The sequence below is a fragment of the Vibrio sp. TBV020 genome (assembly GCF_046056895.1).
Lineage (GTDB): Bacteria > Pseudomonadota > Gammaproteobacteria > Enterobacterales > Vibrionaceae > Vibrio.
In genome coordinates, this window is the sequence record NZ_JBEEAQ010000001.1 from 511,445 (window position 1) to 531,204 (window position 19,760).

22 protein-coding genes and 1 riboswitch are annotated in these 19,760 nt (G+C 43.5%); of the genes, 7 read left to right on the top strand and 15 right to left on the bottom strand.

All coding sequences use genetic code 11. The features are described 5' to 3' along the window. Nucleotides 1-29 precede the first annotated feature (29 nt). From secF to AAFX28_RS02125, 4 genes are all read right to left on the bottom strand, one after another. A complete protein-coding gene (secF, locus tag AAFX28_RS02110) occupies nucleotides 30-932 on the bottom strand; it encodes a protein translocase subunit SecF (protein ID WP_408685200.1) in 903 nt (300 codons plus the stop codon). Nucleotides 933-934: 2 nt separating this feature from the next. After that, on the bottom strand, nucleotides 935-2,782 hold the full coding sequence (gene secD / locus AAFX28_RS02115) for a protein translocase subunit SecD (protein WP_408685202.1): 1,848 nt from the start codon (nucleotides 2,780-2,782) through the stop codon (nucleotides 935-937). A gap of 92 nt (nucleotides 2,783-2,874) precedes the next feature. Then, nucleotides 2,875-3,342 carry a hypothetical protein gene (locus tag AAFX28_RS02120; RefSeq protein WP_408685204.1) on the bottom strand — a complete coding sequence of 156 codons (468 nt, stop codon included), beginning with the start codon at nucleotides 3,340-3,342 and terminating at the stop codon, nucleotides 2,875-2,877. Between the two features lie 98 nt (nucleotides 3,343-3,440). After that, nucleotides 3,441-4,112 carry a hypothetical protein gene (locus AAFX28_RS02125; RefSeq protein WP_408685205.1) on the bottom strand — a complete coding sequence of 224 codons (672 nt, stop codon included), beginning with the start codon at nucleotides 4,110-4,112 and terminating at the stop codon, nucleotides 3,441-3,443. 40 nt (nucleotides 4,113-4,152) lie between these two features. Here AAFX28_RS02125 and AAFX28_RS02130 point away from each other — a divergent pair, with 40 nt between their 5' ends. Further along, nucleotides 4,153-4,749, top strand: a complete 597-nt coding sequence (locus tag AAFX28_RS02130) for a hypothetical protein (protein WP_408685207.1) — start codon at nucleotides 4,153-4,155, stop codon at nucleotides 4,747-4,749. Here the strand turns inward: AAFX28_RS02130 and AAFX28_RS02135 are convergent. Both AAFX28_RS02135 and AAFX28_RS02140 read right to left on the bottom strand, forming a co-directional pair. Continuing rightward, on the bottom strand, nucleotides 4,746-5,720 hold the full coding sequence (locus tag AAFX28_RS02135; protein WP_408685209.1) for a GGGtGRT protein: 975 nt from the start codon (nucleotides 5,718-5,720) through the stop codon (nucleotides 4,746-4,748). The two genes, AAFX28_RS02130 and AAFX28_RS02135, sit on opposite strands and share 4 nt — an antisense overlap. Nucleotides 5,721-5,735: 15 nt before the next feature. Beyond that, nucleotides 5,736-6,428 (bottom strand): iron-sulfur cluster assembly scaffold protein, encoded by a 693-nt coding sequence (locus AAFX28_RS02140; protein ID WP_408685211.1) that lies wholly within the window; start codon nucleotides 6,426-6,428, stop codon nucleotides 5,736-5,738. A gap of 115 nt (nucleotides 6,429-6,543) precedes the next feature. Further along, a riboswitch (Fluoride riboswitch) is annotated at nucleotides 6,544-6,608 on the bottom strand. Nucleotides 6,609-6,809: 201 nt separating this feature from the next. On the opposite strand from AAFX28_RS02140, the gene AAFX28_RS02145 reads away from it, so the two are divergent. Together AAFX28_RS02145 and AAFX28_RS02150 are read left to right on the top strand one after the other, a co-directional pair. Further along, on the top strand, nucleotides 6,810-9,137 hold the full coding sequence (locus AAFX28_RS02145; RefSeq protein WP_408685213.1) for a putative bifunctional diguanylate cyclase/phosphodiesterase: 2,328 nt from the start codon (nucleotides 6,810-6,812) through the stop codon (nucleotides 9,135-9,137). Between the two features lie 136 nt (nucleotides 9,138-9,273). Then, complete coding sequence (locus AAFX28_RS02150; protein WP_408685214.1) at nucleotides 9,274-9,588, top strand: hypothetical protein; 315 nt, start codon at nucleotides 9,274-9,276, stop codon at nucleotides 9,586-9,588. A gap of 66 nt (nucleotides 9,589-9,654) precedes the next feature. Here AAFX28_RS02150 and AAFX28_RS02155 read toward each other — a convergent pair whose 3' ends face one another. Together AAFX28_RS02155 and phhA are read right to left on the bottom strand one after the other, a co-directional pair. Continuing rightward, entirely contained in the window at nucleotides 9,655-9,981 is a 327-nt protein-coding gene (locus tag AAFX28_RS02155; RefSeq protein WP_408685216.1) for a 4a-hydroxytetrahydrobiopterin dehydratase, read from the bottom strand. Then, nucleotides 9,974-10,765 carry a phenylalanine 4-monooxygenase gene (gene phhA, locus AAFX28_RS02160; RefSeq protein WP_408685218.1) on the bottom strand — a complete coding sequence of 264 codons (792 nt, stop codon included), beginning with the start codon at nucleotides 10,763-10,765 and terminating at the stop codon, nucleotides 9,974-9,976. Before phhA ends, AAFX28_RS02155 begins: the two co-directional genes overlap by 8 nt. Nucleotides 10,766-10,990: 225 nt before the next feature. On the opposite strand from phhA, the gene AAFX28_RS02165 reads away from it, so the two are divergent. Beyond that, nucleotides 10,991-12,982, top strand: a complete 1,992-nt coding sequence (locus tag AAFX28_RS02165) for an acetoacetate--CoA ligase (protein WP_408685220.1) — start codon at nucleotides 10,991-10,993, stop codon at nucleotides 12,980-12,982. 70 nt (nucleotides 12,983-13,052) lie between these two features. Here the strand turns inward: AAFX28_RS02165 and AAFX28_RS02170 are convergent, their stop codons facing one another. Beyond that, the gene (locus tag AAFX28_RS02170) at nucleotides 13,053-13,631 is read right to left on the bottom strand and encodes a class I SAM-dependent DNA methyltransferase (RefSeq protein ID WP_408686799.1); all 579 of its coding nucleotides are present in this window, start codon (nucleotides 13,629-13,631) and stop codon (nucleotides 13,053-13,055) included. 144 nt (nucleotides 13,632-13,775) lie between these two features. Between AAFX28_RS02170 and AAFX28_RS02175 the strand changes: the two genes are divergently transcribed. Both AAFX28_RS02175 and AAFX28_RS02180 read left to right on the top strand, forming a co-directional pair. Next, nucleotides 13,776-14,654 (top strand): LysR family transcriptional regulator, encoded by an 879-nt coding sequence (locus AAFX28_RS02175; protein WP_408685221.1) that lies wholly within the window; start codon nucleotides 13,776-13,778, stop codon nucleotides 14,652-14,654. A 194-nt stretch (nucleotides 14,655-14,848) separates the two neighbouring features. Further along, on the top strand, nucleotides 14,849-15,742 hold the full coding sequence (locus AAFX28_RS02180; RefSeq protein ID WP_408685223.1) for a cation diffusion facilitator family transporter: 894 nt from the start codon (nucleotides 14,849-14,851) through the stop codon (nucleotides 15,740-15,742). A gap of 62 nt (nucleotides 15,743-15,804) precedes the next feature. Here AAFX28_RS02180 and AAFX28_RS02185 read toward each other — a convergent pair whose 3' ends face one another. The 3 genes from AAFX28_RS02185 to AAFX28_RS02195 are packed head-to-tail and all read right to left on the bottom strand — an operon-like array spanning nucleotide 15,805 to nucleotide 17,199. Further along, on the bottom strand, nucleotides 15,805-16,188 hold the full coding sequence (locus AAFX28_RS02185) for a DUF4345 domain-containing protein (protein WP_408685225.1): 384 nt from the start codon (nucleotides 16,186-16,188) through the stop codon (nucleotides 15,805-15,807). A gap of 38 nt (nucleotides 16,189-16,226) precedes the next feature. Continuing rightward, nucleotides 16,227-16,691, bottom strand: coding sequence for an ASCH domain-containing protein (locus AAFX28_RS02190; RefSeq protein ID WP_408685226.1), 465 nt, complete (start codon nucleotides 16,689-16,691; stop codon nucleotides 16,227-16,229). A 28-nt stretch (nucleotides 16,692-16,719) separates the two neighbouring features. Next, entirely contained in the window at nucleotides 16,720-17,199 is a 480-nt protein-coding gene (locus AAFX28_RS02195) for a DUF2059 domain-containing protein (protein WP_408685227.1), read from the bottom strand. Between the two features lie 278 nt (nucleotides 17,200-17,477). Between AAFX28_RS02195 and AAFX28_RS02200 the strand changes: the two genes are divergently transcribed. After that, the gene (locus AAFX28_RS02200; RefSeq protein ID WP_408685229.1) at nucleotides 17,478-18,440 is read left to right on the top strand and encodes an integron integrase; all 963 of its coding nucleotides are present in this window, start codon (nucleotides 17,478-17,480) and stop codon (nucleotides 18,438-18,440) included. Between the two features lie 69 nt (nucleotides 18,441-18,509). On the opposite strand, the gene rplT is transcribed toward AAFX28_RS02200, so the two are convergent. From rplT to infC, 3 genes are all read right to left on the bottom strand, one after another. Then, nucleotides 18,510-18,863: a 50S ribosomal protein L20 gene (rplT, locus tag AAFX28_RS02205; protein WP_004401084.1), complete on the bottom strand. Its 354-nt coding sequence runs from the start codon at nucleotides 18,861-18,863 to the stop codon at nucleotides 18,510-18,512. Between the two features lie 41 nt (nucleotides 18,864-18,904). Further along, nucleotides 18,905-19,099: a 50S ribosomal protein L35 gene (gene rpmI / locus AAFX28_RS02210; RefSeq protein ID WP_004411425.1), complete on the bottom strand. Its 195-nt coding sequence runs from the start codon at nucleotides 19,097-19,099 to the stop codon at nucleotides 18,905-18,907. Between the two features lie 106 nt (nucleotides 19,100-19,205). Beyond that, a complete protein-coding gene (gene infC, locus AAFX28_RS02215) occupies nucleotides 19,206-19,757 on the bottom strand; it encodes a translation initiation factor IF-3 (protein WP_126572354.1) in 552 nt (183 codons plus the stop codon). Nucleotides 19,758-19,760 lie beyond the last annotated feature (3 nt).

The window sequence follows — 19,760 nt, forward strand, 5'->3', positions numbered from 1 at the left end:
CGGGCGTTTTTCTTTAACTCGCGTTTTATTTACGGTGCATCATCAACTTCGACAGGTAAATAGTGCTTCGGTTCAAGCTTGAGCCATTCAGGCAGTACTGTACCAATTGAGATAGAAGACCAAGTGCCCGACAAGATGCCGATAAACATCGCAATCGCAAACCCTTGAAGCGCACTCCCGCCCATGATCCATAACGCAGAAACCGTCATTAGCGTAGTGCCAGACGTCACCATTGTACGAGAGAACGTAGCCATTACTGCTTGATCATTGATTTCTTCAGTCGGTGTGGTTTGCTTCGCTAATAGTAGTTCACGAATACGGTCAGCAATGATGATCGAGTCATTCAATGAGTAACCTAGAATCGCTAAGATCGCAGCAAACACGGTTAAGTTAAATTCCATCTGTGTAGCCGCGAAGAAACCTAGTACTAACACCACATCGTGAAGCAGCGCTAGTAATGATCCGCTCGCTAAGCGCCATTCAAATCGGAAACACAGGTAACCCAAGATGCTCATCATTGAGATAAGAAGAGCCAAACCACCTTGGTCAACTAAGTCTTGGCCTACTTGAGAACCCACCATGCTGTTACTTATCACTTCAACTTGATGTGAAATTGGAGCCAGCGTCTTTGCTAGGTCTGCCACTTCTTCGCCTTGCGCCGGAATTGGGTAACGAATTACCCAGCGACCGTCTTGGTCAGAATGTGTCACATTGGTGAACTCGCCTAATTCAGGTTGCAATGTGTTCACTAACTGCTGATGAGTCACGTTATTATCAACTTTAACTTCGGTGACCATACCACCTGTAAAGTCGAGGCCCATATTTAGACCGTTCACTGTTAGCGCAATAACCGAAACAACCATTAAAGCAATTGAGACAAAGCTAGTAATGTAGCGAATACGACGGATACGTTGTTTAAAGAATTCGACCATGATTAAACCCTCACATCACGACGAGCGTCGCGTCCCCAAACTAAGTTAATGATTGCTCTTGAAGCGAATACACCACTAAACATACTGGTCAACAAACCAAGGCCAAGAGTTAACGCAAAGCCTTGAATTGGACCATTACCGATCGAGTAGAGCACGACCGCGGTAATCATCGTTGTAATGTTGGCGTCTAAAATTGTACTCAGTGCGCTATCAAACCCAAGATCAATAGATTGAGCAAAGGTGCGCCCTTCTGCGAGTTTATCTTTAATACGCTCGAAGATGAGTACATTGGTATCTACTGCCATACCGACGGTTAACACTAAACCTGCAATCCCCGGTAGCGTTAAAACAGCACCAGGTAAGAGAGCGATTAAGCCTAATAAGCTCACCATGTTGACCATAAGTGCCACATTGGCAACCCAACCTAGACGGCGGTACCACAGCGCCATGAAGGTCAATGTCATCGCGAGGCCAAGCGCTAACGCTGCAAAACCATTTTGGATATTTTCAGCGCCTAAAGAAGCACCAATAGTACGCTCTTCAACGATCGTAACAGGAGCCGTCAATGAACCTGCTCTCAATAAAAGTGCTAAGTTTTGTGCGTCTTCCATAGAGCCAGCGCCCGTGATTCGGAACTGACTGCCTAATTGAGATTGGATGGTCGCAACACTGATAACCTTCTCGCTACGCTCAGTTTCACCTTTTGCGTTTGTGGTGTATTCACGGTATACCGTTGCCATTGGTTTACCAATATGGCTACCAGAGAAGTCACTCATGATCTTGCCACCAGCGTGATCAAGTGAAATGTTGACTTCAGAGAAGCCCATTTTATCGATGCCCGCACGAGCATTAATAATATGTTCACCAGTAAGAACTGCGCGTTTCGCTAGGGTAACGTCTCGACCATCATTGTCCTTAAGTACAATGTCACCGTACGCTTTCTCTTCGGAAGGAGTGCGCGCTTCATGGAATGCTAACGTTGCTGTAGCGCCAATGACATTCTTTGCAAGTGATGGATCTTGTACACCCGGCAACTCGATGCGAATACTGTGTTCACCTTGACGCTGAACCATAGCTTCCGTAATTCCAAGCTCTTCAATACGATCACGCATGATCTTAAGGTTCTGTTTTAGCGTAACGGATTGGAACTCACTCTTACTCTCTAGCGTTAGCTTAACTGCGATGTAGTCTGAGTGACGCTTAGCATCCCATGTTGGGTAATTTTGTCTCAGGAAGCTATTAACATCACCAAGCGCCTGTTCTGAGCTGCTTTTAATATCAAAACCTTCTGAGCCAACTGCGATGATCTGAACGCCACGAATACGCTCTTGACGCAAGAAATCACGTACTTCATCGACAAGGCTATTTCTCTGATCTTCAAACGCTTTATCAATATCAACATTAAGTAAGAACTGAACACCGCCTCGAAGATCAAGACCAAGTTTAATCGGCGAGAAACCCATGTCACTTAACCAACTTGGAGCAACAGAAACATACGAGAAGGTGATGCTGTCTTCTTTGCCAAGGAGTTTATCCAACTCTTTACGAGCTTGAGTCTGCGCTGTCTCGTTGTCGAATACTAACGTTGTTTTATTACCCACTTGATCAATTTTGACTGCATCAATATTGCGCTGATCAAGATAACGATTGAGTTCGCTGACATTACCAAGAATAGAGTTGCTTACTTGTGGTGACGTTGTCACTTGAATTGACGGCTTTTCACCATACCATGTTGGTATTGCGCTCAGCGTTAACATAATGATCGTAGCGATCAAAACCACATACTTCCAAGCAGAATAGTGGTTCATCAGGCGTGCGGATTTCGCCTGCTTTACAGATTGTTTTTTCATAACATTTCTTAACTTTGCTATGCACAGTGAGACTGTGCGTAGAATTAAAATAGTGAAGAGCGAGCTCTTCGTTTTACTAAGCTAAAAAATGATTAGAAATGACCATTCAAGGCGACATAAAGCGTGTTGGACTCTTTCCAGCCGGAAACACGATGGATTGAATTCTGTGTAGCAACACGTTGAGATGAGGTATATACCGGTCGTTTATACAATCGGTAAAGAGGGATAACCGCTGGCTCAAAACCAATGGATTCAAAATTAGATGTCGGCTCTGTATCATCGAGAGCACGCGTAACATTGGACCAGCGATTGGCATTGATAATCGCAAGCCAGTCTTGCGCCATATCGGTCTGTGTTACAGGCTCAGACTGCGGCTCCTGGCGCACTTCATCAAATAGTGCTTGGAAGTCTTGTTCAGACGTAGGGCTAATACCGACAGAACGGTAGTTTAGCCTAGCAGATGCTTCATTCTCAGCTTGCAGCAAATAGGCAAAAGCCTGCGTCGGTAACACCATCGCAAGCAAAACGAGCCAGATATAAGATACAATTCGCTGAAGCATTGATTAGCCAGATAATATAGAACACATAGATGTTAGATCTAACCTGTCAGGCAGACAACTAAAATAATCTAAAAGCTAATTTTTCAATTTTGAATGATTTAACGGTAAAAGGTTTTGCCGGTTTGAACGTCTAGATAGATCTTATTAGCTTGCTTTAAACCTCCGCAATAAACAAAGTATGCATTTTGTTCGTTAAAGGTAACCGAGCGCATCCAACCTTGGGTTTCTTCAAAGTCTTCAGGCACACACGTCCCCTCTTTCAGCAAACTATCCGTTGTCTTAATAAACATTTCGAAATGTTCTTTAAAGTCATCAGAATTTTCAATGTATTGGCTTACTGTTTCTTGCCTTTCTTGCTTGGTAATCGTTGGAGCTACTTCTAATAGAGCCTCCATCGGCACCCATTCTGCGACTTCAGGGCCACCATCCTCATACACGTAGTAAGGCGAAATACGCCCCCATCCATCGCGTTTTTCAAGGATATGTAGCTTTTCACCACGGTAAACCACACTTTCTACAAACGCATCGAAGTTAGGCATTTCACGAACACCTAACTTTGGTGGGCTTACATAGTAATCTGTCACCGGTGCTTTAACCGCTTCCTGCTCTTCCTCTTCCACCACTTCTAGAGGCGTCATTGGCTCTTCTTCGCTCTCAGCTTCTAAAGCCGCCAAGGCATCTTGCTGTGGCTTGTAGTAGAAGATGTAATAGCCGCCGGCCGCACAACCAATGCCAAGCAATAGCAAGACAAGCATAATTAGCTTTTTCATATCCGTTCTGAATTTTTCCTATACTTATCAAATCAACACTATGGCAACCATACTCATGATATGGCATTACTTACATACTATAACGGCAGCAGTGCTTATCACTTTACCTTTTCAGGTAAATGGGTCCCAGTGTAACGAACAAACTTGGAATACCAACCTCAAGCTTCAACGCCAACTCGGAGCCTCATACAACTTTCATGCATCCCGATTCAACCAACTACTAAAAGTACATCAGTACCAACCCTTTCTGTTTAAAGAGTTTAGCAATGAAGAAATTCGCAGCTTGTGGTCGACCAATAATACGACGTATCACCAAAGAATGGATGCACAAATTCACGCGTCTTTGATGGTGGTAGAGCAAATAGATCAAGAGCGTCAAACCGTTACACCGCTCATGACTGAAGCGGCAAAATTACAAGACAACTGGCTGACAATTAGTCGTCACTGCCAAACTGGCGATAATAAGATCAATATGATCACGAGCCTTGATTATGCACAGCTTAACCAGGCGTTAATCCGCGATATCGCTTTATTACTTAGCCAGTTAAATACGTTAAAGGCCCGCTATATTCAAGAAGTGGAGGCTTTGGAAAACAGTCGACCAAAGCCACTCGAAGAGAATCCTAATCAGAATTAATGATGAAGTTGCTGATCCACGGCCACCGCTAACGCGACCGACGCACCGACCATTGGATTATTGCCCATGCCTATAAAGCCCATCATAGCCACATGTGCTGGTACAGACGAACTGCCGGCAAATTGAGCATCAGCGTGCATTCTTCCCATCGTATCCGTCATCCCATAGCTCGCAGGTCCTGCAGCGACATTATCTGGGTGAAGCGTTCTCCCTGTACCACCACCCGAAGCCACAGAGAAATACGTTTTGCCTTGGTTGTAACATTCTGATTTATAGATGCCAGCAACTGGGTGTTGGAAGCGTGTCGGGTTAGTCGAGTTACCCGTGATGCTCACATCTACCGATTCGCGATGCATGATCGCCACACCCTCTCGCACATCATCAGCTCCATAACACAAAATATTGCCACGCTCACCTTGAGAAAAGCGACGACGTTCGACTTCAACCAACTCGTTGGCCTGATAATCAAATTCAGTGCGCACGTAAGTAAAACCATTAATACGAGCAATGAGGTAGGCGGCATCCTTGCCTAAACCATTTAAGATTACTTTAAGTGGTGTTTGACGTGACTTGTTGGCGTTTAACGCAATTTTTATTGCGCCTTCCGCTGCTGCAAATGATTCGTGGCCTGCAAGAAAGGCAAAGCATTGAGTTTCTTCATTCAATAATCTGGCCGCTAGAGCACCATGGCCTAATCCGACCTCTCTTTGTTCTGCGACACTGCCCGATTTAGTGAAAGCTTGTAAGCCTTCGCCAATATACAACGCTGCTTGTTCCGCAGTTTCTGACTGTTTAAACAAAGCTAGCGCCGTGCCAAGGGTGTAGGCATCACACGCATTATCAAAAGCTATAGGTTGGGTCTCTAGCACCGTCTTTTTCGGATCAATTCCAAAGGTCAAACAATAGTCGTGAGCTTGTTCAACAGAAGTAAGGTTCATTTGATTCAGTAATTGAAGAGTTTGAGCATTCATGACATAGACCTCTGATTAAGCGTGACGTGGGTTGATTGTTTTAACGGCTTCATCGAAACGACCATATACACCGGTCGCCGATACCATCGCCAATTCAGGGCTTTCTCCCTTCTCAATACTTGCCATCATTTTCCCAAGGTTTAGGTACTGATAGCCAATCACTTCATCATGTTCATCTAAGGCCAACTTGGTGACATAACCTTCTGCAAGTTCCATATATCTCACCCCTTTTGCCAACGTAGAGTAGCTCGTTCCTACTTGGCTACGTTGCGTTTTGCCTAAGTCTTCCAATGCTGCACCAATTTCTAATCCACCTTCAGAAAAAGCAGATTGAGTACGCCCATAAACGAATTGGAGGAAGATTTCTCGCATCGCAACATTGATAGCATCACAGACAAGATCGGTGTTGAGTGCTTCTAAAATGGTTTTACCACTTAAGATTTCAGCTGCCATCGAAGCAGAATGCGTCATCCCCGAACAACCAATAGTTTCAATCAAAGCTTCTTGGATGATGCCGTCTTTGACATTGAGCGTAAGTTTGGCTGCTCCCTGTTGGGGTGCACAAGTCCCAACACCATGACTCAGGCCTGAGATCGCGATAACGTCTTTCGGGCGAACCATACGCCCCTCAACTGGAATTGGTGCAGATGAATGTAAGTCCCCACGTTGGATTGGGCACATTGATTGAATTTCGGATGAATATTGCATGTCGTTTTCCTATATATCAGGAAAACAAGCGAGGATATGACGGCGCAACTTCCCTACAGAACATCTAACCACAGCGTCACACTATAGTTAATCACCAACAGTCTCACCTGTTTTCGTTTCTGTAGGAGTCATCAGCCTGAATGGCGGTTAAGTAGGTGGAACCCCATCACCTTGAGTATTAGATTAGATCTACTTCACACTTTCCAGCAAGCCCTTCTTTAGAGCAAATTTACATAACCGAGCCATTTAATATATGAGTTGACGATCAAACCGACCAAGCAAACGATTGTCACTTCATTACAAATAACATCAATTATCATTTGCATTAATAATTATAACCATTAACATCTAAACTACTTTATAAATACTGTTCAGATTGCTTTGAAACTTGCTCTCTCACTGAAAAATATTGTATTGATTTGGTCCATCGGACTCTCGTTTGCTATCGCTAGCTATGTGACCGTTCATTACTATGAAACGCAAAAACTCAATGGCCTACTAGAAAACCAACTTAGCAATCGAGTACAAACTCTATCGCAGTCATTAAAGGCAATTGAGTCTCTGCTCCACTCTACTCGCGCTTTTCTAGCCAACGGCAATTCTCCGACACCTCGACAGTTTGAGTCATTCTTTGCCGATCAAGTTGGAATCAATAGCATGATTGACTCGATTATGTGGGCGCCAGTCGTTTCATTAGATGAAGCAACACAATTTGAACGAAGAGCCCAGAATGCAGGCTTCCTAGGCTACCGAATAACCCCTGCCCCCTCTCCCGAAGATGATCCAATTTGGTTCTTAGATAATCAAACCCTACCCATTTATTTTCTTTCATCCTCATTTGAAGGCTCTGATTATTTGGGCGTGAGATTAGAAAACGATCCTGCTTCAGTCAGCGCTATGTCACGTGCAATCAGTGGAAATAGACTTGGCGTCGTCGATTTCATTCAAGAAGGACAACTGGGAGCACAACTACTTTTGCCCAAATTTGGCAGTGATGGGAGCCTACATGGGTTTGTAGTGGCAAACATCATTCTACACGAGCTTCTAGGTGAGATATGGCACACCGAGGTCAACTCTGACACCACAGGAATTGAAGTACATGTTAAGCCCAATGATCTAAAAATCTTTGAGTCGCATATCAACACGAAGTTAGAAGGCGATAGTTTCTCTGCTCGGATCGTTTCAGCAAGTCGCACAGTTCGGATCCCGCTATTTAACGCCCAATGGCAATTATCGATCTCAAAAATGGACCGAACAGGCAGCACCGCGCTCTACGGTTCAACGTCAGTCCTTCTGATCTTATTACTGACTGTATCGGCCACCGTTGCAGCCAATTTTTATGCAACTCGACTGAAAGTGTCTGATCAAGTCATCGAAGAAAAGACACGATCGTTAGCATTGCAAGCTGTGAAAGATAATTTAACCAACCTCAGTAACCGTACTGCACTAAGTTCAGAGGTGGATAAACAACTCTCGCTCTTATCAAAAGGAGAAAGCCGAGGCTTTTCTATCTTATTTATCGACTTAGATCGCTTTAAAGTAATCAATGACTCTATGGGTCACCTACATGGCGATAAGTTGCTACAAAAAGTAGCGTCTCGATTAACTCAACATTGTCGTAGCAATGATATGAGCTTTCGCTTTGGTGGAGATGAGTTTGTTATTTGCCTCCCGGGCTTAACATCTAAAGAAGCGTTAACTCATATTTGTCAGCGATACTCGAAAGTACTAAGCCAGCCATATACGATTGATGGTCAGTCTTGCCACATCGGGACCAGTATTGGTATTTCTGTTGTCACGGACCCGAAGCAGACTCTCGCAAGTATCTTACGAGAAGCCGACACCGCTATGTACAAGGCGAAAACATCTACCCATGAAAAAGTCGTCTTCTTCCATGAACAAATGTTTAACCAAGCGAAAAAGCGATTTACTCTCGAACAAGAGCTCACCAATGCCCTTGCTTTAAAACAGTTGTCTTTGGTTTACCAACCTATTTATTCCACCGCAGAGGATCGCGTGGTTGGTTTCGAATCACTGCTTCGATGGGTACACCCAGACTTTGGACCAATATCGCCCGTCGATTTTATACCTATTGCAGAAGAAACTGGCCTCATCGTAAAAATTGGTGACTGGGTAGCTAAAGAGTGCTGTAAAACATTACAACGACTCTGGCATACTCGTCCGGCAGAATCCGTGCCACGAATAAATATCAATGTCTCCGCTAAGCAGTTCGAATCTGAACACATCTACCACACCTTATGTGGCCTGTTAAAAGAGTGCGACTTCCCACCCCATTTAATCGGCCTCGAAATTACAGAGTCGATGCTCCTTAGTGATGAATGTAGTGCATATCAATTACAACGCATAAAAGATCTCGGCGTGGTTCTTTATTTGGATGACTTCGGTACTGGCTATTCTTCCCTATCTGTCCTCAATGACTATCCTGTCGACATCCTCAAAGTCGACAGGAGCTTTGTTAACCGGATTGCGATGGGGAAAAGTAATGCAGACAGTCTGTGCCAAGCAATCATTAATATGGCCCATATCATAGACTTAGAAGTAGTTGCGGAAGGGGTAGAGTCGCCAGAGCAACTGGCGGTCCTCACCCAGCATAAGTGTAATTACATACAAGGTTACCTAAAGTCTAAACCTCTTACTGTTTGTCGCTTGGAAAGTGTGTTGGACGATAAGGCTAGAATCACCGCATAAGTAAGTTCGAAAATTTCGAACATCTATAACTAATTTATATTGTTTTACGTGATGACAATCACACATATTATTTATCTCAAGCGCAAAGACGCAGTTCATAAAAATGACATAAAGCCAGATTTGAGAGGAATTCATTATGAAAACATTACTTAAAGCAATCGCACTTACTGCCCTAACATCAACCGTTGCTTTTGCGATGCCAGCAAGCGATTACTCAATCCGAGTGAAAGCAGACCGAAACCATGCAGACGTTACTGTTCTAAAAGCTGGAGAGCCTGTTAGCGGTGTCCCAGTAAAAGTAGTCGGTAATGGAACTAAGACGTATATTACCGGCTCAAAAGGGACATTTTTCGCAGCTAACTTATTTGATAACGGCCGTTCATTCACATTCGAAGTGAAAGACGAAAATGGCGAGATCATCCGTGAGCAACGCTACCTTTCTTCATTCTAATTGATAGAACATTGATTGAAAAAGCCTGAGTAAACTCAGGCTTTTTTGTGGATTTTTGTTACTTAGTTAAATCTGGTCACACTTTGCCGCGCAGATAAAGTCATTCTGATGAAGCCCTTTAATTGAGTGACTCCACCACGTCACCGTTACTTTACCCCACTCCAATAATATTGATGGATGGTGAAACTCTTCTTCGGCAAGTTCAGACACTTGGTTTGCAAACGCCCACGCTAGCTTATAGTTTTTAAACTTGTACACTTTTTCAAGCTGTGGGATGCCGTCACGTTCAACCATTTGCCAATCATTTAACTCAGTGAGTAGTAATCGCCTTTCTTCTGCACCCAACGCTACTGCACTACTTGTGCACGCTTCACAACGTAATTCATTAAGCATGTGTCACTTCCTTTGGTTCAAATAATGGGGGTAATAGACCGGCCTTCATTGCCTGTTTTACATGGAACATTAAATCCATTTTGCTGAGCTTATAAAGTTGCTCAATACCTTCCAGAACAAAATATTCTGGTTGCATGATATCAATTCGATATGGTGTTCTCAGTACAGTATGAATATCGAAATCAAGTCGCTGTGCTTTATCATCATCCAGTGCGTAAAGAGTCTCACCTGGTGAAGATAGAATACCGCCACCATAAATTTTCGTGTTATTGCCTTCTTTTACTAAACCAAACTCCACCGTAAACCAGTAAAGACGCGCTAAGTACACCCGTTCTTTATCGCTAGCTTCACAGCCAAGTGCACCATAAGTCTGAGTAAATTCAGCAAACTCAGGGTTGGTTAACATCGCACAATGACCAAATATTTCATGGAAAAAATCTGGCTCTTGCAAGTAGTCAAATTCCTCTCTTGTGCGTAAGAAAGTCGCAACAGGAAACTTTTTGTCTGCCAATAACGTAAAGAATCGATCAAAGTTGATCAATGCAGGGACAGGCTCAACCTTCCAACCCGTAGCACTCTCTAAAACACGATTAATATCAACCAATTGTGGCGCACGATCCATTGGTAAATTCAGTAACTTTAGACCAGCTAAATATTCTTTACAGGCTCTTTGCTCAACCAGTTTGAGCTGACGTGAAACCAAATCGCGCCATATTGCGTCTTCTTCAGGACTCCAATCTACGATCCCCTGCTCATTTACAGGTTTAGAGTGATATTGTGCCATGCCTAGCTCCGTTAACAAATCCGTTACATTAAGCCTATCGCCATGCGTGCCCGGTGACAATTTAACCAACCAACTCAACACCACTGTTTGTGTGTAACAATTATTTTACATTTGACAGCTTTTTTCTTATTTTTCAGCAATCTGATGAATGGGTAGATGTTTGACATTGATTAGAATTTCATCAAAGCTTAATCCAATTACGGAGTACATAAAGACGAGGATGTCATGTCTCATTTAGATGCGCAGTTGCCTTCACCTGTTTGGGTTCCAAGCCAAGATAGGATCGAATCTTCCAACTTAAATCAGTTCATCAAACATGTTAACTTTCAGGGCGATAGCGTTAGTAGCTATGCTGATTTACAACACTGGTCCGTTGAAAATAAGAAAGACTTTTGGCTCGAAGTTTGGCAATTCTGTGACGTTATTGGTTACAAAGGAGACTGTATTTTAGGCGAAGGACTTGCAAAATGGGGGACCTTTAGCCCAAGCAGAGACACAATCTGGTTCCCTCAGTCACAACTCAACTACGCCGAGAATTTACTCGCCTATGCTTTTCAAGCTCCTGATGACATCGCGATTTGGTTTAAGAACGAACGTGGTGAAAGCCGCAAACTGACTTGGCAAGAACTGTGTGATCAAGTTTCCATCCTTCAACAGTGGTTAAAACATAATGGCGTTGATAAAGGCGATGTTGTTGCAGGCTACTTACCACATATGACCGAGACCGTTATTGCGATGCTAGCGACCACTAGTTTAGGTGCAATTTGGACCTCAACTTCTCCGGATTTTGGCGTTGAGAGCGTTATTGAACGCTTTGGACAAGTTCAACCTAAGATTTTATTTTGTTGTAACGGCTACGAATTTAACGGTAAAAGCTTCCATCTTGAGGATAAAAACAGACAACTCGTTGAGTCTTTGCCAAGTATCACGAATACCTGCCAGATTGAATATTTGAAAGAAGATACTGCCATGAATGACTACAGCCGAGAGTCATTTTCTGATTGGGAGGCGATCTTAGCGAGCTTTTTACCTCGCGGTATCCGTTACCAACGCATTAGTTTTAACGACCCGCTGTTTGTACTTTACTCTTCAGGTACAACCGGAAAACCAAAATGTATCGTTCATTCAGTTGGAGGAACGGTTCTTAATCATCTAAAAGAGCATCAACTACATTGTGACATTCAGCCGAAAGATCGCGTGTTCTACTACACCACATGTGGTTGGATGATGTGGAACTGGCATGTCTCGACTTTAGCTAGTGGTGCCACGCTAGTGATTTTTGATGGCAGCCCTATGTATCCGAATCCTAATGTCTTATGGCAACTCGCTGAAGAGGCAGATGTGTCATTATTTGGAACATCAGCCAAGTATCTAGAAGCATTACAAAAAAGTGCCTGTAAGCCTTGCGAGAGCTACGATCTTTCATCGCTACGAACCCTTTGCTCTACGGGCTCTGTACTCTATCCTCAACAATTTGATTTTGTTTACGACAATATCAAAGTGGATCTTCACCTAGCATCTATTTCTGGTGGAACCGATATTTGCGGTTGCTTTGTCTTAGGCAACCCTATTTCACCAGTTTATCGAGGAGAGTGCCAAGGAGCAGCCCTAGGCATGGATGTCGCGGTATACAACGAGTCTGGCCAGTCAATCACATCAGAGCGAGGCGAACTCGTCTGCTTAAACAGTTTTCCCAATCAGCCTCTCGGTTTTTGGCATGACGATGGAGAGAGATACCACAATGCCTACTGGAGTAAATATGACAACACCTGGCACCATGGAGATGACGTCGAAGTAACCTCATCCGGAGGAATGGTCTTTTATGGCCGCAGTGACGCAACGTTAAACCCAGGAGGGGTTCGTATAGGCACTGCTGAAATCTACCAGCAAGTGAATCAGCTAAATGCAATACAAGACTCTATTGCTGTCGCGCGCAGAGTCGATGGTGACGAGAAAGTGGTCCTGTTTGTCCAGCTTGAGTCTACTCATGAACTCAATGAAGACCTCAAAAGCCAAATCAAACAAACTCTACGTGCGCAGTGCTCACCAAGACACGTACCTGCGGAGATCTACCCTCTCAGCGAGATCCCTAAGACCAAATCGGGCAAACTTGTCGAACTTGCAGTAAAACAAATGCTGCATGGAATCGAAGTTCAGAACAAAGGGGCGATTGCAAACCCTTGGGTTTTAGACGAAGTCGCTCAATACCAAAATTAACTTCACTGAAAACATTAAACGAAAAAGCCCGAACAATGCATTCGGGCTTTTAACATCAATTCAAACGATTTTATTTTTTGGCAACTGCCATCAACACTTTTAATGCACCGTTCGGAGTATCAACTTCAAATGGCGTCGTTACCACAACCTCTTCGAAACCAACGCTGGTGAGTATTTGTTGCACGTGACCAATTGTCATGCCCCCTACTTCATCTTTATCAGATAACCAATCCCAATGGACAAAGTAACTGCCATCATCAATGAGGCTATAAACAATGTCAGCAATATCGGAATAGTTTGGCAAGAAACTACATACTGAAGACGCAACCACCAAGTCGAACTGGCTTCTGAATGCTGGGTGCATTGCCACAAGGCCGCGGCTTAGCATATCCACTACTGGCTCAACATTAGCGAGCTCTTTATTGTCCAGTTGCTCAATCATCGCTTCAGAACTATCTAGTGCGACAATATCCTTCACCTCTGGCGACATTCGTTGACTCAATAAGCCTGTCCCGCAACCAAAGTCAAGGACATGCAGCCCTTTCAGATCGACAACACTTTTCAGCGATTCAAACGCTTTGTCAGCATAGGTATTGGTCGAAACTTCCGAGTCCCAGTTTGCTGCGACGTCGTCCCAAGTGTTAGCCATCATGATCTCCCTGTAACTACATTCATTAGGCACAGGCCAAGAGTACCAAAACTGCATGAAATTCATAGCATTTCAGTTGTGAAAACAGACAATCCACTAACTTTGATATAAGATCGATTTCAACGTAACCAAATTGAGTATCCGATGAACCTTTCTCAAATCGAAGCTTTTTGCACCATCGCAGATACTGGCTCTGTGTCAGAAGCTGCACGACAGCTTGAATGCAACCGCACGAAATTAAGCATGTCGATCAAAGCATTAGAGAAAGACCTCGATGTCGAGCTGTTTATCCGTAGCGGGAATAATTTGGTCCTTTCTGAAGCGGGAAAAGCAATCTATAAAGACAGCCAAAACCTGTTAGTTACAGCTTCCCGTATTCGACAAACGTGTGCTCAAGTCTCTGGCGAATTTAACGCCGAAGTCTGGATCGCTCGTGATGACTCCCTGCCAGATGAACTATGGCAAGACCTATCGCACCGTCTAAATAACAGATTCCCGGCTACTGCATTTAACATTGTACTTGCGTCCAGTGGTGACTTAGCCAACTTAGTCGCCACTTCTCAAGTAGACTTTGCCTTTGGTGTCGACTACGAACGAATTGATGATCCTTTGATCACATATCAACCATTAGGCAAGATCCGCCTTATGTCCGTCTGCCGCTCAAGCAACCCGCTTGCGCGCCTAAGACGTGTATCAGACGACGAACTGCGCAATGCGATGCAAGCGGTTATGGTCTATTTGAATGAAAAGGATAACCCTGAGCTGCAACCTTTCTCGCTGCGACATATTGGATTTTCTAGTTTTGATTACATGCTAAATACAATCTTAGAAGAGGACGCTTGGGGCGTATTACCAGAGCCTCTAATTCGACATTTACTTCGAGGCCAAGAGCTCGCCGTGATAAAACACACTTATGGTTTGACGCAAGAAGACTATTGCATGTTCACTGCTGCTGGTATGGCAGAACACCCTGGAATGTCGTGGCTTGCTGATAAGCTCAATGAGTATCTATTTGATTTCTAAAGTTAAGGAAAGAAGATAGAGCAAACATCACTCAGCGTCAGTTTTATTGACACCAAAAAATCAATCTATCTCATTGAATAATAAAGACTATCTTATATAGAGCGCTTTTTAACCAAATGTTGTAACCAGATAGTGTTTGTTTAATTCTCTGATTATGAGAAAACTATAAAGGTGTTTATGCAAGAGATACCTTTATGTGTGCCAGGACAAGCTTAAATGAAAAACGAATACTCACCTTCTCAGCACTGTTAGCATCAGGCTTTGCGGGCGGTGGTTTGGTACTCGGTTTGCTTGTTGGTTCACTTGTCATCGTTTTTGATGGTGTCTACTCCCTAGTTAGCTTACTGTTAACTTTATTGTCACTGGCCGTATCTCGCTTTATCGAGCAACCTTCAAAACGCCAGTTCCCTTTCGGAAAATCAGTACTAGAGCCGATCGTCATTGCCATTAAGGGCAGCGTTATTTTAGCTATCGTCGCCTACTCGCTTTACTCTGCTATCTCTGCATTGTTTACTGGCGGTCGTGAAGTCGACGCAAGTATTGCGACTCTGTTCGGTGTTGTTAACGTCTTAGGTTGTGGTTACGCGTGGTGGCATATTGCCAACAAATCTAAACGTTTTTCATCTGGCTTGATTGAGGCTGAAGCGAAACAGTGGCAAATGGATACATTACTTAGTGTCGCGGTTACCTTAGGCTTCATTGCCGCTTGGTTATTAACTTTGTCACCACTATCAAGCTACGCAGTCTACGCTGATCCAATGATGATGATTCTGATGTCGTTCTATTTCATCAAAGTCCCTTTTGAGATGTTAAGAGACGCACTGCGAGAGCTTCTGATGATGAAACCTAGTGAGAAAATTTGCGACACTGTAGATGCTGAAGTCTCCGCATTAGACAAGCAAGTTTCGCAAAACCTAGAAGTCGTTGGGGTGACAAAGGTAGGCCGAGAGCTTAGAGTGAAGTTAGACGTTCACGCTAAAGGTAAGCAAGTTCAGGTTGCGGAGCTAGAAAAAACACGCAAAGTACTAAAAGACAAGCTATCCAAATTGTCGTTAGATCTAAATCTAACCATGAATATCGCAAGTTAAAACTTTAAAGGCTCGATGATTAATCATCGAGCCTTTTTATTTCATTCTTCAGTGAGCCCTGCTTAACGTGACTGACGGTGATTAAGCCACAATGCGAAAGCGCCAAACACGACTTCTCCGATGAAATATAGATACATCCATATATTAGGGCTTCCATCATTTAACATTCCATAAAGTCGCGTTGCTGCCATGTAAAGCAACGTAATAGCAACCACCTTGAGGCCTAACGATAGCGACTCTGCTTTAGAGCCTAAGATTATCATGATTGAACCTGCCGCAAACGACATACCACCGTAAGTTGCACGCATGTCAGTCACTCCAGAAGGTGTGTCAGGTGAACTCCCTGATATAAAAGTCGCGACTTCAATAGGGTAAAAAGTGAATAACACACCGTAAATTAAGAAGAAAACGCCCCCTGCGTACACTAACCATTTTGCCTGATTCACCTCGTCCTCCTTAACTGTAAAGTGACTTTTTGCTTAACCTATGAGTAGACAACCTTAAATCGTTCTAAAACTAAAAACATCTCTTCGCTTGGTTCAATATTTAACTCTTCACATTCCCGAGAGAAGAAGTTCCAGTGAGCATCTCGCCACCATTTTAAACTTCTGTCACCTTCTCCCTCTGCTGCTGCAAACTCAGCATCAACATCTTTAAATCTCGCTGTAGTCACTTCCGTAAGTTCGATAATGCAGACAGGGTCTCCAGCCCAGTTATTTACGACCTGTAAATGCCCAACGGCTGGCATGACCTCACCTTTGTGGCTGTACCAATATTCCATACTGCAGGAAGCCTGCTTTTCCCCCCGTAAAATAAGCTCTGCGCAGAGGTTTGCGTTGTATTCATCAGCACAAAAATAGTCTGCGCTAAAAGAATGATAGCTTTTCGCTTTCGCTGGTGTGAGGGTTTTCAGATATTGGCGTAAATACTGCTCGTTTCTTTCATTCATATGACTTTCGTACACCTTTACTAACTGGCTACTGCTGTGGTGAGTGTTTCTCAATGAAAGGACCTAATTTCTCAAGCAGTTCTTTCTGTTTACGCTGAGCCTCTTCCATACCAAAACGCGCTCCCAGCTTCGCAAGTTCCGGCGATTTCTCTACCAACTTCTGACCTGCTGGTGTCTGATAGAATTTGGTAATGGCTTTTATCTCATCATGAGTAAAGGTCTCTGCATAGAGATCAGCTATTTGGGTACTGATATAAAATTTATCAAAGTCATTGTTAAACCAGTCTCTGTAGATATCCTTTAGCTCTTCAGTTTCAGACGGGTTAAGCTGAAGCTTGGCTGAAAGTTGATGAATGACAGGTAACATGGCCTCAAAGCCGCCAACCATTTGTTCCTCAATATCCATCGCGTCCATTAGCTCAGCAACTGATTCTCTTTTTGATTCGGCGGCGACCCATGGACTGTATACAATTATCGCCGATACAACTAACGCTAGCAGTTTTTTCACGTTCAAAATCCTTATCATGGTGACTATTGCTTCGAAAGGTATTAAGCAATTATCTGAAAAACAATATTATTTTGTAAAATGTTACCACTTAAGTCAGCCCTATAACATTAACCATCATTGATATACCTCACATATAAAAATGCAATCATAAGCTATCAAGAATGACACTTAGTGCTAGGTATTAAAGTCTCGCAAAGTAACAGCAACGAGACGCTTGAATTGTTCTCCCTATCACAACAATGTGGCCTGCCAACAACAAATGAAACCAGGTGAGAACAGTGAAAGGTCAATTTATCTTAAGCATTAAAGAACACATGCGAACACGACATTACGCGACTAAAACTATCGATGCTTATTTAAATTGGATAAGTCGGTATATTGCTTTCCATGATATGTCCCACCCAGCGAAGCTCGATGAGAAGAGTGTTGAAGCCTTTCTAACTCATCTCGCAATCAATGATAAAGTCGCCGCCAAAACACAGGCATTGGCTCTAAACGCGATTAAATTTCTGTATAGGGATTACTTTAGAACCCCATTAGAAACCGATATGAAGTTTCAAAAATCATTGCTCGACCGCAAGCTTCCAGTCGTACTAACCAAACACGAGACTCGACAGTTTCTTAAGCATATTGATCCAAAATATAAGCTCCATATTATGTTGCTCTATGGCTCTGGACTTCGAGTAATGGAGGCTGTTCGTCTTCGAGTACACGATATTGACTACGACTATTCAGCCGTTCGCATCTGGCAAGGAAAAGGTGGAAAGAATCGAGTGGTCACTCTCGCAAAAGAGTTGATTCCAATGCTTAAAGAGCAACAAGCACTAGCTCTCCGGTATTACAAGAAGGATATGAACACACCAGGCTACGCGGGCGTTTGGCTTAATCACTCCCTACAAAAGAAGTATAACGGAGCTGAGCTCGAGTTTAACTGGCACTACTTATTCCCTTCGAACAAACTATCGATCGATCCGGAAACGAACCTCGTTCGCCGGCATCACATTAACGCTGTCGCGCTACAACGTGCAGTCAAGCGAACCGCCAAAGAAGCGGGTATCAATAAACAAGTGACATGCCATACCCTACGACATAGTTTTGCTACACATTTATTAGAGTCAGGGGCAGATATAAGAACAGTACAAGAGCAGCTAGGGCACAGTGATGTACGTACTACACAAATTTACACTCATGTCCTAGAAAGAGGGGCAAGTGGCGTTCAAAGCCCGCTATCGAGCTTATAGAGCCAATTTTTAGATATAAAAAAGGAGAGGCTAAGCTCTCCTTTCCTTAATCCTAATCACTAACTCTAATTAAAGAGCAGCTTTCGCTTTTTCAACTAGAACTGCGAATGCAGCTTTGTCGAATACCGCGATGTCAGCAAGGATCTTACGGTCGATCTCGATAGATGCTTTCTTAAGACCGTTGATGAAACGGCTGTAAGATAGACCATTCTGACGAGATGCAGCGTTGATACGTGCAATCCATAGTTGACGGAATTGACGTTTCTTGTTGCGACGGTCACGGTAAGCGTATTGACCAGCTTTAGTAACTGCTTGGAAAGCTACGCGGTAAACACGTGAACGTGCACCGTAGTAACCTTTAGCTTGTTTTAGAACTTTCTTATGACGTGCACGAGCTTGTACACCACGTTTTACGCGAGGCATTATGCTTCTCCTAAACTAAACGATTGATAAACTAAAAAGAATTATGCGTATGGTAGCATACGAGCAACTGCAGCCACTTCACACTTAGGAAGGATTGCATTTGGACGAAGCTGACGCTTGTTCTTAGTAGTACGCTTAGTCAGGATGTGACGTTTAGTAGCGTGCTTAAACTTAATACCACCAGCAGTTTTCTTAAAACGCTTAGCAGCACCTTTGTTGGTTTTCATCTTAGGCATGATGAATAACTCCGCATTGTTGAGTTGTATTAAACAATAGTAATTAGGGCGAACAAAACCCAGCCACCTTACGGCAGCTGAGTTTTCTTACTTGCAAAGCCGTTAATTACTTCTTTTTAGGGGCAAGAACCATGATCATCTGACGACCTTCGATCTTCTTAGGGAAAGATTCCACTACTGCTAATTCAACAGTGTCTTCCTTAAGACGATTTAGAACGTCAACACCGATCTCTTGGTGTGCCATTTCTCGGCCACGGAAGCGAATTGTTACCTTCACTTTGTTGCCTTCTTCAAGGAAACGCGTCAGGTTGCGTAGTTTTACCTGATAGTCTCCAATATCAGTTCCAGGACGGAATTTTACTTCCTTAATCTGAACCTGCTTTTGCTTCTTCTTCTGCTCTTTAGCAGACTTGCTCTTCTCAAAGAGGAATTTACCGTAGTCCATTACACGACATACTGGTGGCTCAGCGTTTGGACTGATTTCTACTAGATCCATACCCGCTTCTTCAGCTGCAGCAACTGCTTCTTGAATAGAAACAACGCCAACTGATTCGCCATCAGCGCCAGTTAAACGAACTTCACGAACGCCACGAATTTCACCGTTTAAACGATGAGCATTTTGTTTGGCCGGTACTTGGCCGCGTCTTCCGCCTTTAATAGT

Excerpts from the sequence above, each read along its gene's own strand:
- AAFX28_RS02175 (WP_408685221.1), top strand. The coding sequence starts at position 13,776 with ATGAACCTTTCTCAAATCGAAGCTTTTTGCACCATCGCAGATACTGGC.
- AAFX28_RS02135 (WP_408685209.1), bottom strand. The coding sequence starts at position 5,720 with ATGAATGCTCAAACTCTTCAATTACTGAATCAAATGAACCTTACTTCT.
- AAFX28_RS02180 (WP_408685223.1), top strand. The coding sequence starts at position 14,849 with ATGTGTGCCAGGACAAGCTTAAATGAAAAACGAATACTCACCTTCTCA.
- secD (WP_408685202.1), bottom strand. The coding sequence starts at position 2,782 with ATGAAAAAACAATCTGTAAAGCAGGCGAAATCCGCACGCCTGATGAAC.
- AAFX28_RS02130 (WP_408685207.1), top strand. The coding sequence starts at position 4,153 with ATGGCAACCATACTCATGATATGGCATTACTTACATACTATAACGGCA.
- AAFX28_RS02125 (WP_408685205.1), bottom strand. The coding sequence starts at position 4,112 with ATGAAAAAGCTAATTATGCTTGTCTTGCTATTGCTTGGCATTGGTTGT.
- AAFX28_RS02150 (WP_408685214.1), top strand. The coding sequence starts at position 9,274 with ATGAAAACATTACTTAAAGCAATCGCACTTACTGCCCTAACATCAACC.
- AAFX28_RS02190 (WP_408685226.1), bottom strand. The coding sequence starts at position 16,691 with ATGAATGAAAGAAACGAGCAGTATTTACGCCAATATCTGAAAACCCTC.
- AAFX28_RS02155 (WP_408685216.1), bottom strand. The coding sequence starts at position 9,981 with ATGCTTAATGAATTACGTTGTGAAGCGTGCACAAGTAGTGCAGTAGCG.
- rplT (WP_004401084.1), bottom strand. The coding sequence starts at position 18,863 with ATGCCTCGCGTAAAACGTGGTGTACAAGCTCGTGCACGTCATAAGAAA.
- phhA (WP_408685218.1), bottom strand. The coding sequence starts at position 10,765 with ATGGCACAATATCACTCTAAACCTGTAAATGAGCAGGGGATCGTAGAT.
- AAFX28_RS02120 (WP_408685204.1), bottom strand. The coding sequence starts at position 3,342 with ATGCTTCAGCGAATTGTATCTTATATCTGGCTCGTTTTGCTTGCGATG.
- AAFX28_RS02170 (WP_408686799.1), bottom strand. The coding sequence starts at position 13,631 with ATGGCTAACACTTGGGACGACGTCGCAGCAAACTGGGACTCGGAAGTT.
- AAFX28_RS02165 (WP_408685220.1), top strand. The coding sequence starts at position 10,991 with ATGTCTCATTTAGATGCGCAGTTGCCTTCACCTGTTTGGGTTCCAAGC.
- AAFX28_RS02140 (WP_408685211.1), bottom strand. The coding sequence starts at position 6,428 with ATGCAATATTCATCCGAAATTCAATCAATGTGCCCAATCCAACGTGGG.
- secF (WP_408685200.1), bottom strand. The coding sequence starts at position 932 with ATGGTCGAATTCTTTAAACAACGTATCCGTCGTATTCGCTACATTACT.
- rpmI (WP_004411425.1), bottom strand. The coding sequence starts at position 19,099 with ATGCCTAAGATGAAAACCAACAAAGGTGCTGCTAAGCGTTTTAAGAAA.